This window comes from bacterium (assembly GCA_035419245.1).
Taxonomy (GTDB): Bacteria; Zhuqueibacterota; Zhuqueibacteria; order Residuimicrobiales; family Residuimicrobiaceae; genus JAKPUX01.
Genome location: DAOLSP010000003.1, coordinates 16,641 through 28,943, shown reverse-complemented (window position 1 = coordinate 28,943; position 12,303 = coordinate 16,641). Strand labels below are relative to the sequence as shown.

The 12,303-nt window shown below is 62.0% G+C and carries 10 protein-coding genes and 1 pseudogene; 3 read left to right on the top strand and 8 right to left on the bottom strand.

All coding sequences use genetic code 11. The annotated features are described in order from the left end of the window. Positions 1–3 precede the first annotated feature (3 nt). On the bottom strand, positions 4–915 hold the full coding sequence (hisG, locus tag PLH32_06060; GenBank protein HQJ64161.1) for an ATP phosphoribosyltransferase: 912 nt from the start codon (positions 913–915) through the stop codon (positions 4–6). Between the two features lie 153 nt (positions 916–1,068). Here hisG and PLH32_06055 point away from each other — a divergent pair, with 153 nt between their 5' ends. From PLH32_06055 to PLH32_06045, 3 genes are read left to right on the top strand one after another with little or no spacing between them, the layout of a single operon-like run. After that, positions 1,069–3,540: a PIG-L family deacetylase gene (locus tag PLH32_06055; protein ID HQJ64160.1), complete on the top strand. Its 2,472-nt coding sequence runs from the start codon at positions 1,069–1,071 to the stop codon at positions 3,538–3,540. Next, entirely contained in the window at positions 3,537–3,704 is a 168-nt protein-coding gene (locus PLH32_06050; GenBank protein ID HQJ64159.1) for a hypothetical protein, read from the top strand. The genes PLH32_06055 and PLH32_06050 overlap by 4 nt, the downstream gene beginning before the upstream one ends. Next, a complete protein-coding gene (locus PLH32_06045; GenBank protein ID HQJ64158.1) occupies positions 3,704–5,479 on the top strand; it encodes a sodium:solute symporter in 1,776 nt (591 codons plus the stop codon). Before PLH32_06050 ends, PLH32_06045 begins: the two co-directional genes overlap by 1 nt. Here PLH32_06045 and PLH32_06040 read toward each other — a convergent pair. The 7 genes and pseudogenes from PLH32_06040 to PLH32_06010 all read right to left on the bottom strand — a co-directional run bounded on the left by PLH32_06040 (position 5,466) and on the right by PLH32_06010 (position 12,285). After that, positions 5,466–5,885, bottom strand: a complete 420-nt coding sequence (locus PLH32_06040) for a secondary thiamine-phosphate synthase enzyme YjbQ (GenBank protein HQJ64157.1) — start codon at positions 5,883–5,885, stop codon at positions 5,466–5,468. The genes PLH32_06045 and PLH32_06040 overlap by 14 nt on opposite strands. 40 nt (positions 5,886–5,925) lie before the next feature. Continuing rightward, on the bottom strand, positions 5,926–7,158 hold the full coding sequence (locus PLH32_06035) for an MFS transporter (protein HQJ64156.1): 1,233 nt from the start codon (positions 7,156–7,158) through the stop codon (positions 5,926–5,928). Further along, a complete protein-coding gene (gene ettA, locus PLH32_06030) occupies positions 7,155–8,837 on the bottom strand; it encodes an energy-dependent translational throttle protein EttA (protein HQJ64155.1) in 1,683 nt (560 codons plus the stop codon). Before ettA ends, PLH32_06035 begins: the two co-directional genes overlap by 4 nt. 357 nt (positions 8,838–9,194) lie before the next feature. Further along, entirely contained in the window at positions 9,195–9,455 is a 261-nt protein-coding gene (locus tag PLH32_06025) for a hypothetical protein (protein HQJ64154.1), read from the bottom strand. A 98-nt stretch (positions 9,456–9,553) separates the two neighbouring features. Beyond that, a pseudogene (locus PLH32_06020) lies at positions 9,554–9,910 on the bottom strand (RbsD/FucU domain-containing protein). A gap of 204 nt (positions 9,911–10,114) precedes the next feature. Next, on the bottom strand, positions 10,115–10,525 hold the full coding sequence (locus tag PLH32_06015) for a HEAT repeat domain-containing protein (protein ID HQJ64153.1): 411 nt from the start codon (positions 10,523–10,525) through the stop codon (positions 10,115–10,117). Positions 10,526–10,866: 341 nt separating this feature from the next. Continuing rightward, entirely contained in the window at positions 10,867–12,285 is a 1,419-nt protein-coding gene (locus tag PLH32_06010) for a sigma-54 dependent transcriptional regulator (GenBank protein ID HQJ64152.1), read from the bottom strand. Positions 12,286–12,303: the final 18 nt, after the last annotated feature.

Below are 12,303 nucleotides of genomic sequence, written 5' to 3'. Positions count from 1 at the left end.
CCTCTAGTCGATCATTTTTTCTATGGCGATCACGAGGATACCCTCGGCGCCATGCTGCTTGAGTTGTTCGATGATCTCCCAGAAGAGATCCTCGCGGATCACCGAATGGAGTGAACTCCACCCCGGAAGCGCCAGAGGCATGACGGTGGGGCTCTTCATCCCCGGCAGCAAGGCGGTGATTTCGGCGATCTTGTCATCCGGAGCGTTGAGCAGGATGTACTTGTATTGTCCGGCCTTGCGCACGGCGCGCATGCGGAAGAGCAGCTGATCGATGATACGCTGTTTGGCCGGATCGGGCCCCGGGGCGGTGATCACCACCGCTTCGGAGGTCATCACCTGCTCCACCTCGCGCAGCCCGTTGCTCATCAGGGTGCTGCCGGTGCTGACGATGTCGAAAATGGCCTCCGCTAGACCGATACCAGGCGCGATCTCGACCGAGCCGTTGATCTCGTGGATGACCGCTGCAACCCCATGACGTTTCAAGAACGCTCCAAGAATGTTGGGATAGGAGGTCGCAATCTTTTTGCCCTGGAGATCGGCCGGGCCGGCGTAGGGCATCCCCTTGGGCAGGGCGAGACTCAGGCGGCAGCGGCCAAAACCGAGCCGCTCGATGATCTCCACTTCTCGCTGGGTCTCGGCGACGACGTTCTCGCCGACCAGCCCGATATCGGCGATACGGTCGGCGACGCACTCGGGGATGTCATCGTCGCGGAGAAAGAGCAGTTGTAGGGGGAAATTGGCGGCTGCGGCGATGAGCTTCTCCTTGCCGCTGTTTTCGAACGCCACGCCGCATTCCTGCAGCAGGGCAAGCGATTTTTCCGCCAGCCGACCGCTTTTTTGTACCGCCAGGGTGATCAAAAGCCCTCCTCGAAAATAAAAAACCCGGTTCACCGTGAACCGGGGATCCAATGGCATCGAACCGATAGAAAATATAGTGTTTGGGGGGCTAAAAATCAAGGCAAAAGTAGCGGCCGCCGTGCCTCTCGCACCTGCGGATAAAGTGCTTGATTCTCAGCGAGAAAATGGCCAATTTATCCGCGAACAGCCATCCCTACGACGAGGTAACCGGTGAAATCACTCCGTCTTCTTCTCCTGATCCTTCTGGCGTGCCAGGCGCTGCTCTTCAGCCAGCCGGTCAGCCAGCCCAACAGCGCTGAACTGCAGCTGGCCCTGGCCCGGCTCAACGTTCTCGGCCGCGTCCTCTATATCGGCGCCCATCCCGACGACGAGAATACCGCGCTTCTGGCCTACCTGGGCCGGGAGCGGCTTGTCGACGCCGCCTACCTCTCCCTCACCCGCGGCGACGGCGGCCAGAATCTCCTCGGCAGTGAAAAGGGCGAGCGGATGGGGGTCATCCGCACCCAGGAACTGCTGGCAGCGCGGCGCATTGACGGGGCGCGCCAGTTCTTCACCCGCGCCATTGATTTCGGCTATTCCAAATCCAGCGACGAGAGCCTGGAAATCTGGGGCCATGAGGCTGTCCTCGCGGACATGGTCTGGATCATCCGCTGCTATCAGCCCGACATCCTCATCACCCGCTTCCTCGAGGGCGACAACGGTGGCCATGGCCATCATGCCGCCTCGGCCCTGCTGGCGCGCGAGGCCTTTGCCGCCGCAGCCGATAGCAGCCGCTTCTCCGAACAACTTGCGCTGGTCAAACCCTGGCGGGCCAAACGTCTGCTCTGGAACGGCTGGCGCCTCGATCCGGCCCGGGAGGATTCGCTGCTCCTGGTCGACACCGGCCTCTATAATCCGCTGCTCGGCCGCTCCTACACCGAGATCGCCGCACAGAGCCGCAGTATGCACAAGAGCCAGGGATTCGGCTCGGCCGAGCGTCGCGGCAGCCGGATCGAGTATTTCCGCCATCTTGGCGGCAGCTATGCAGCCCGCGATCTCTTCGACGGCATCGACCTGAGCTGGCGCCGGGTCTCCCCCGCCGCGGATTCGCTCACCGCCCTGTTCACGGAGGCCCTGCGCCGCTTCGTCGCGGCCGAACCGTCGCGCTCCCTGCCACCGTTACTGCGCGCCTGGCCCCTGGTGCAACAACTGCCGGAGAGCCCCTACAAGGCGCAGAAACGCAGTGAGCTGATCACCGCGATCCTAGCCTGCAGCGGACTCTGGCTCGAAGCCACCGTCGACCGGCCGGTTGCGGCGGCGGGCGACTCGCTGCACCTCGCTCTCCAGGTGGTCAACCGCAGCCCGGTTCCCTGGGTCCTGGACCAGATCACCTTCTCCTGGGGGCATGGCGACACCCTGCTCCAGGCCGCCCTGGCCGGCAACCAGCCCTTTGAAAAAAACACTACCCTTGTGCTGCCCGCCGGCCTGCCCGTCACCCAGCCCTACTGGCTGCAGCAACCGGCCAGCCGCGGCCTCTATGCGGTCACGGAGCAGGAGCTGATTGGCGAGCCCGAATCCCCGCCGGCCGGCACCGTCACCTTTCACCTGCGCTGCGGCGGCCAGGTCGTTCCGATGACCATCCCGCTGCTCTACCGCTGGACCGATCCGGTCGAGGGAGATCTCTACCGTCCCTTCACGGTCGGGCCGCCGGTGGTTCTTCACACCAAGGAGGAGCTGATCCTATTCGCCGATCAAGCCGTCAGGCCGCTACGTCTCCAGTTGCGCAATCTCACAGGCGCAGTTGAGGGCCAGGTGACGCTCGCCCTGCCCGACGGCTGGGTCTGCACGCCTGAAAGCATTCCGTTCAAGCTGGCGGTCAGGGAAGAAATCCGCGACCTCGAATTCCGGATCCGTCCCGGCGCCGGCGCCCGGGATGGCATCCTCACTACCCATGCCGCGGTGCGCGGTCGGACCTGGGACCTGGATCTGGTCACCATCAGCTATCCCCATATTCCGATCCAGACCCTCTTTCCGCCAGCGCAGGTCAAGCTGCTGCGCCTCGCCCTGCCAGCCGCCAAACCGCGAATCGGCTATATAATGGGCGCCGGAGATGAGATCCCCGCCTGCCTCGAAACGGCGGGCTATTCTCTGCGGCTGCTCAGCGATGAGGACCTGGAGAAAGGGAATCTCGCTGGTCTGGAAGTGATCATCGCCGGTGTGCGCGCCTACAATACCCGTCCCGTCCTGTCTGCCGCCCAGCCGCGGCTGCTCGAATTCGTCCGGGCGGGAGGCACTCTGATCGTGCAGTACAACACCCCCTTCCGCCTGGTGACCAGCCAGCTCGGGCCGTGGCCGCTGCGCCTCTCGCGCGGCCGCGTTAGCGATGAGGAGGCGCCGGTGACCCTGCTGCAGCCGGACCATCCCCTGCTCACCCGTCCCAACCGAATCACCTTGGCCGATTTTACCGGCTGGGTGCAGGAGCGCGGCCTCAATTTTCCCGACCAGTGGGATGCCCGCTACCAGACCCTCCTCGCCTCTCACGATCCGGGCGAAAAGGCGTTGAACAGCGGCACGCTCTATACCCGCTACGGCAAGGGGAGCTACATCCATACCTGCTACGCCTGGTTCCGGCAGCTGCCGGCCGGCGTGCCGGGCGCCTGGCGGCTCTTCATCAACATGATCCATGCGGGAACCACCCGATGAGTGCCCTACTTAAGGAGACGCCGCACGGGAACGTTCAGCCGGATCCCGCCGGCGCCGAAAAGCCACTCCTGTTCAAACGGTGGCGGAGCTGGTACCTGCTGGAGCTTCTAGCACTCGCGGCCGTCATCCTCCTTCTGGCCTGGGTCACACGGACCTTCCGCTGATGCGCTCGCTCGACTGGATCATCCTCATCGCCTTCCTCGCCTTCATCGCCCTCTACGGGCTGTGGCGGGGACGGCGCGCCCGAACGGCGGAGAGCTACCTGCTCGCAGGCCGCAGTCTGCGCTGGTACACCGTGCTCTTTTCGATCATGGCCACCCAGGCCAGCGCCATCACCTTCCTCTCGACCCCGGGGCAGGCTTATGCCGACGGCATGCGCTTCATCCAGTTCTATTTCGGTCTGCCGCTGGCGATGGTGGTGCTTTCGATCACCGTCGTGCCCCTTTTCCACCGCCTCAAGGTCTATACCGCCTACGAGTACCTAGAGCAGCGCTTCGACGGCCGTGTCCGCACCCTCACCGCGGCGCTTTTTCTCGTCCAGCGTGGGCTTGCCGCCGGGCTGACCATCTATGCCCCGGCCCTCATCTTCGCCACCATCCTCGGCTGGGATATTTTCTGGATGAATCTGGTCTTCGGCAGCGTGGTTGTGCTTTACACCGCCAGCGGCGGCACCCGCGCGGTCAGCCACACCCAAACGGTCCAGGTGCTGATCATCTTTACCGGGATGGTGGTGGCCTGCACCATGCTGATCCGCCTCCTGCCCGCTCAGGTCAGTCTTCTGGACGCGACGCGGCTCGCCGGCAAACTCGGTAAGCTGGAGAGTATCGATCCCTCTTTCAACCTGCACAGCCGCTACACCCTCTGGTCGGGGCTTATCGGCGGTTTTTTCCTGCAGCTCTCCTACTTCGGCACCGACCAGTCCCAGGTGCAGCGTTACCTCACCGGCAAGTCTGTGACTCAAAGCCGCATGGGGCTGCTCTTCAATGGCCTGCTCAAGATCCCGATGCAGATCTCGATTCTCTTTCTCGGCGTGCTGGTCTTTGTCTTTTACCAGTTCACCGCCCCGCCGCTTTTTTTCAACGCCGGACCGGTGACGGCCATCCGTCATACCCCCCAGGCGGCCGTGTATGCGGATCTCGAGCAGCAGTATGCCGCGCTGCATGCGGAGAAACAGGCGGCGATCGGAGGATTGCTGACGGCCATGCACCGCGAAGATGCCGTCGAGGAGGCCCGCTATGCGGCTGGTCTGAAGCAAACCAATGGTGAGATGCAGGCGGTGCGTGAATCGGCCATTGATCTCCTCGCGGCTCGGCACCCTGGCATGGACCGCAAGGATACCAATTTTGTCTTTCTCACCTTTCTGGTCCATTACTTGCCGGTCGGCTTGCTCGGTCTTGTGATTGCAGCTATCGTCGCGGCGGCCATGGGATCGACAGCCGCCGAGCTCAACGCCCTCGCCTCGACCACGACGGTGGATTTTTATCGCCGGTTCCGGCGCCAGCCGCAAGCCACTACGGCAGCCGATGCCAGCGGCGAGGAGGCCGGCAAGCTCGATCCCGCCGCGGCTCAGGCCGTTAATCAAGCCGCAGCAGAGCGCCGCACCGTCCGCTTTTCCCGCGGGGCCACCCTCTTCTGGGGATTTTTCGCAGTCGCCTTCGCCGATTATGCCAGCCGCCTGGGGTCGCTGATCGAGGCGGTCAACATCCTCGGTTCGCTCTTTTACGGCACCATCCTCGGTATCTTTCTGACCGCCTTTTACATGCCCCGCGTCGGTGGCCGCGCGGTCTTTCGTGCCGCCCTCGCCGCTGAAACTGTGGTCGTCGCCTGCTTCCTCTGGAGCGGTATTTCCTTCCTCTGGTATAACCTCATCGGCTGCCTGGCGGTGATGGGGCTCTCCTGGCTGCCATCACTCTCCCGCGGCCGGCTCACTCGCCGATGATCTTCACCAGTACCCGCTTGCGGCGCCGGCCATCGAATTCCCCGTAAAAAATCTGCTCCCATGGGCCAAAATCCAGCCTCCCGGCGGTGACGGCAACAACGACTTCCCGCCCCATCACCTGGCGCTTGAGATGGGCATCGGCATTATCCTCGCCGGTATCATTATGCCGGTACTGGCCGACCGGCTCGTGCGGCGCCAGTTTTTCCAGCCACTTCTCATAGTCCTGATGCAATCCGCTCTCATTGTCGTTGATAAAAACGGATGCTGTGATGTGCATGGCATTGACGAGGAGGAGTCCCTCCCTGATACCGCTCTCGGCGAGGCACTGCTCGACCTGGGGAGTGATATGGATGAAAGCGCGGCGGGAGGGAACATTGAACCAGAGTTCTTTGCGATAGCTTTTCATGGGTTCTCCTGTAGATCATCGTGGATAAAAGGGATTCTGATTACTCCGCCAGGCGGGCGCGCGACCTTTCGGCCAGGGCATTCAGGCCGAGAAGTGTCACGAAAAGGACGACCAGGCAGATCGGAAAGATCTCCAGTGAAATGCGGCGGGCGAGGACGCCGACGAGGGCCGGTGTGAAGGCGCAACCCAATGAACCTGCCGCCATCTGCATGCCAATGGTGTTTGCGGTGTGGCGCAGGCCCACCCGATGACGGGTCCCGGTGGTCAGGGCCGGGAAAATGGGAGCAAGGGCGAATCCGATCACGATCACCGCCACGAGGTTCGCAGCAGGCAGGGGATTCCACCACCAAACCAGGGCGCCGGCGAGGGCGGCGAGCAGGCTGCCGCGCACCAGGCGGTCGACACCCGCCCGGCCGGCATAGAGACCAGCAGCCATCCGTCCCGCCGTAAAGGTCGCCCAGAAACTGCCCGCCCACAGGCCGGCCGTCTCCGGCCGGATACCGCGCGACTCGGTGAGCAGCGAATAGCTCCAGGTTCCCAGCGAGAATTCAGCGCCGGTATAGAGAAAGAAGAGCAGCATGCTCAGCCAGGCGCCGCGCGAGCGCAAGGTCACAGACAACGGGGTCCGGCGGGAATCCGGCGCTCCGGGTGCCGTGGAGGCCACGGCTTCTCCTGTCCGGTTCCATACCGGGAGGGTGAACGCGAAGCAGACCGCCAGGGCCAGTTGAAATCCTCCGATGACTACATAACCCGCCCGCCAGGAGTGCAGGCTGGCCAGCGCGGCGGTCATGGTGACGGGGCCGAGGGCAGCCCCCACCCCGTAGCTGGCATGCAGCCATTGCATCAGTCCGGCACTGAAATGGGTTGCGGCGTAGGTGTTAAGGCCGGCATCGATCGCGCCGGCTCCCAGACCGGCTGCGATCCCCAGCAGCACCATCATCCACCAGGCAGGGACCAGAGTATAACCGATTAAGCCGGCTCCGGTGAGGGCACAGCTCGCCGCCAACAGCAGGCCGATCTCCAGACGTGCGACCAGCAGCCCGCTGGCGAAGCTGGCGGTCAGGTACCCGGCGGTGGAGGCTGCGATGAGCAGTCCGACGGCATCAAGGGGAAGGCCGAACCCGGACCGGACCGAGGGCCAGGCCACACCCAGCACGCCATCCGGCATCCCCAACGCGATGAACGCGGCAAAGGCGAGCAGCACCAGGCCGGGATGGGGATGCTCACTGACTGCGGAGAGGGGGATGGAGGCGTCCGCACTCCTCCGGGTCATCGCGTCATTCTTTTATATTTGACCCGATGGGGCACATCCGCCGCCTTGCCCAGACGCTGGCGGCGGTTTTCCTGATAGTCGCTGAAATTGCCCTCAAACCAGACCACGCCGCTGTCGCCCTCGAAGGAGATGATGTGGGTGCAGATCCGGTCCAAAAACCAGCGGTCATGGCTGATCACCACCGCGCAGCCGGCGAAGCTTAGCAATCCCTCCTCGAGCGCGCGCATGGTATTGACATCGAGATCGTTGGTGGGCTCGTCGAGCAGGATTACATTGGCGCCTTGCTTGAGGGCCAGGGCCAGGTGCACCCGGTTGCGCTCGCCGCCGGAGAGCAGGCCGACCTTTTTCTGCTGATCGCTGCCGAGGAAATTGAACTGGCCCACATAAGCGCGCGAATTCATCTCCCGGCCGCCCAGCTGGATTCGCTCCTGACCGCCGCTGATCATCTCCCACACGGTCTTTTGCGGATCGAGCGCGGCCCGGCTTTGATCGACATAGGCGAGCCGGACGGTCTCGCCGATGCGGATAACACCGCGGTCCGGCTGCTCATCCTGAACGATCAGCCGGAAGAGGGTGGTCTTGCCGGCGCCGTTGGGCCCGATCACGCCGATGATGCCGCCGGGCGGCAGATTGAAGGAAAACTCTTCGAACAGGATCCGGTCGCCGTAACTCTTGCTGATCTGCTCCGCCTGGATAACGATCTTGCCCAGCCGTGGTCCGGAGGGGATATAGAGCTCCAGATCCTTTTGCCGTGCGGTACTCTCCTCCTCGAGCAGGCGCTCGTAGGCGCTGATACGCGCTTTGGATTTGGCCTGGCGCGCTCGCGGCGTCATGCGGATCCATTCCAGCTCGCGCCGCAGGGTCTTTTGCCGCTCGGTCTCCTTTTTCTCCTCCAGCAGCAGCCGCGCCTCTTTCTGCTCCAGCCAGGAGGAGTAATTGCCCTTCCAGGGAATGCCCTCGCCTCGGTCCAGTTCGAGAATCCAGCCGGCGACATTGTCGAGGAAATAGCGGTCATGGGTGACCGCGATGACCGTGCCTGGGTAGCGGTTCAGCTCGGCCTCGAGCCACAGCACCGTCTCGGCATCGAGATGGTTGGTCGGTTCGTCGAGCAGAAGGATGTCGGGCTGCTGCAGCAGCAGCCGGCACAGGGCCACCCGCCGGCGCTCGCCGCCCGAAAGCACCCGGACCGGCGTCTCGCCGGGAGGGCAATTGAGGGCATCCATCGCCAGCTCCAGCCGCGAATCCAGATCCCACGCATTAAGGTGATCGAGCTTCTCCTGCACCGCTCCCTGGCGTTCGATCAGCTTGTCCATTTCCGCGTCGCTCATCGGCTCGGCGAAGCGGCTGTTGATGACCTCATATTCGGCGAGAAGGTCGACAACCTCCTGCACCCCCTGCTGCACGATCTCCCTGACGCTCTTGCTCTCGTCCAGCACCGGCTCCTGCTCCAGCAAACCGACCGTATAGCCCGGCGAGAGCACGGTCTCTCCAGTAAAGTCCTTCTCGATGCCGGCGAGAATCCGCAGCAGGGTGCTCTTGCCTGAGCCGTTGAGTCCAAGGACGCCGATCTTGGCGCCGTAGAAATAGGAGAGCGAGATATTCTTCAGAACGGCTTTCTGCTGGTAGACCTTGCTGACGCCGATCATGGAATAGATGATCTTGTTGGGTTCGTTGGCCATCGGGACAGACATTCCAGTTAGGGTTCATTTTTGCGGCAATTTAGCCATCAAGGTACAGAGATACAAGATAATTCTGCGATCGGTCCTTCCGGCCGCTGCTTCACCAGACCAGCCGCACCCGTATCGGATGGGCGTCATGAACTCCGCATTGGCCCTCTCAACAGTCGTCCTGACGGGTGCTGTTTTATCGCGCTTTCAGCGTGCCTTCCAGTGAGCGCGACTCATTTTTTGCCACGTAAACCCGTAAAGCGCTACGCAGGCGAAGCAGAATCGACATGAAGAAAAAACTGACGAAAACCGCGGCGACCGAGATCCAGCCGAGCCGGAGAACGATCACGATGCAGATCAGCACATTGATCAGCGCATAAACGCCGAGGGCCCGATGCGGGCTGCGGCGTAGTCTTTCGGGCCGAGCATGGTGGTGTAGGGATTGGCCACGGTTTCCAGAATGGTCAGGCCCATCGTGATCAGGCAGACTCCGAGCAAAAAACTCCAGAAGGTTGCAATCCGGGTCGCGGCAATGAACCAGAACCCGCCAACGGAGACCAGCAGGAGCCCCGAGATGATGCCGCCCTTGTAGCCGAGCTTGCGTGCCAGCCAGCTTGCGGGCAAGGCCATGAGGAAGTAACCCCGGTAATGGGAGAACTACACCCAGGCCGATTGCGATTTGGTAAGATGCAGCAGATCCTGAAAATGTTTGTCCATGACATCAATTAGGCTTTTTTTGCGCGTTCATAGAATGCGAACCGTTCCATAAAGTCGAACTCGGTGAAGGGCTCGCCGCTCTCTCGCAACAGGCGCCGGTACTGCTCCTAGATTACGGGACAAACCGGGTCGCCCGGAACGACCGCCATGAGGGCCGCAGGCCTCTCGACATACGGGTCGAGGGGAAAGAAGCGGAGGATGGCCTTCAAGAGTTCGGGCACGCCATGCCCGTCCAGCCGGACGAGCCGGCGGGCGACTGCAGCGGCGGGGAAATTGCCGTCGGCGATGACGAGTTCATCGCCATGTCCCATCTCCATGAGAATCTTGAGCAGGTCCGGGCTGAGAATGGCGGGTATGTGTTTGAGCATGGTGAGCGTTCCTCCCGGTTTCATCCTTGAGCGTGGGGGCAAGCGCAACGAAAACCAGCATGCGGTTAACCAATTGTTATTATGGTCAATATAGATATTATGTCCGTGGAATGCAAGCTAAATGAAGCGGCTGAACGGCACACCCATAAAAAAAGCCCCACCTCCACAAGGGGAGATGGGGCTTGCGATCTGCGCACGGTGCGGTTATTTTGCTTCATCCGGACTCGCCGTCATTTCGGCGATGAGCTGCGAGTAAAAGACCGCCGGAGTCCGGGGATCCTCGACCTTGATCTTGGTCATCAGCGAATCGCTGTTGAGATAGCTGAGGATCAGGTTGGCGTGGATCCGTACCACCGGATCGTCGTCCTTGCGGCTGAGCTTGCTCAGTTTGCTTTTAACCTCGGAGACGTTCAGTTTGGGGTACTGAGATTTGATCAGCGCCAGCATATAGAGGGCGCTGGAGCGGACGCCGGGATTTTCCGATTTGAGGGCCAGCGTATAGTCCTCGACAGCCTTCACCAGTTTGGCGGTGCTGAGGCTTGCGGTGTTGTCTGCACCATAGCTGAAACCGGCCAACAGGCCGGCCAGGGCCAGGGTGAACATTCCTTTTTTCATATAGACCTCCTTGAAAACAGACGGGTTCAGATTGCTTCGTCAAGAACGGTGGCCTGCCGTTCTTCGCGGCGGGCTCATGCAAAGGGCCTGCCAAACCTTAAAATTTTTTATAAATATTTTAATATCATTCAGTAAGATTCTGATGCGCAGTTGATGCAGGATGCAAAGGGGTGCCACATTCCGGGCGGAATGGCGGACCATTGCAAGCAATTATATTGTTTTTATTGATTTTTTGTATAGGTCACGATGACGGGGGGCGGCAGAAATGTGGCAGGGGTGGAGATGGGGAGACGGGGAAGCTGCCGACGGAAGCGCGCCGGGTGGGAGCGAGACGGTGGGGGCTATTTTTCCCGCTGCAGCCGGTTGTTGAGAGCGCGGCGCGTCAACCCGAGCATCCCCGCGGCGATCCCCTGATTGTTCTCCGCCCGCCGCAACGCCTCCGCAATCAGCGCCTTCTCCGCTTGGCGCAGCGTCGGCAGGATTTCGCCGAAAGCGATCGCCCCCTCCCCTGCCGGTTCTTCCACCACACTTCCGCTCTCTTCCCCCTCCTGCCAGCCGGGGTCGACTGCCCGCCGGAAGGGTTCCAGCGAAAGCACACCCCCCTGGTGGCGGCTGACGGCATCGTCAATCATCCCCTCGAGCTCGCGGATATTGCCGGGGAAGGGATAATTCGCCAGCAGGGCATAGAGTTCCTTCGGCGGGGTGATCCGGCGCTTCCCCAGCTTATCCGCCGCCTTCAGGAGAAAATGATCGACCAGCAGGTGGATATCCTCGCGGCGTTGGCGCAGGGGCGGCAGGGCGATGTGATGGGATTTGAGGCGGTAATAGAGGTCCTTGCGAAAGCGATCGCTCTTTTGCAGATACTCGATGCCACGGAGGGTGGCCACGACCACGCGCGCATCGGAGGTTTTCGTCGTATCGGCGCCGAGGGGGTAATACTCCGCCTCCTGCAGCAGCCGCAGCAGCTTGACCTGCGACTCGAGGCTGAGATCGCCGATCTCGTCGAGAAAGAGTGTGCCGCCCGCCGCCTGTTCGATCAATCCCTTGCGCTCGCGATCGGCGCCGGTGAAGGCGCCGCGTGTATGACCGAAGAGGGTATCGGAGAAGAAATGGTCGTCCACGCCCGCCACGTTGAGAGCGACAAACTCGCCGCTGCGGCCGCTGACGTCATGCAGGGCTCGGGCAATCAGCTCCTTGCCGGTTCCGGTCTCGCCGGTGATCAGCACCGGCAGGGGTGTCCGCGCGATGGCCTCGATATACTGAAAAATGCCGCGCATCGCCTGGCTTTCGGTGATGATGGCCGCGAATTTCTCCGGGTGCTCCAGCCGGGCCGAGAGCAGATACTGTTTGAGCAGGATATTCTCGTCGCGCACTTCGCGCAGCTGCAGGGCCCGCACCACCACCGTTACCAGGCGCGCATCATCGACCGGTTTGACCAGGTAATCAAAGGCCCCGGCCTTGATGGTTTTGACCACCCACTCCACCTCGTTGATCGCCGTGATGATAACCACTGGCACCTCCGGATAATCGCGGACGATCTGCTTGAGCAGCTCCTCCCCCGAAAGATGCGGCATCATCATATCGAGGACGACCAGGGCATAGCTCTGCCGCGCCAGCCGTTCCATGACCTGTCGGCTCTCCTGGCAGGTCTCGACGTTGGTGATCCCCTCAGAGATCAGGGTGTAGCTGGCACTGCGCAGGAACTGCTCCTCGTCGTCGACCAGGAGCACCGGATGGTCCGGATAGATTACATCGCTCATGCAAATCCTCTTTCTGGC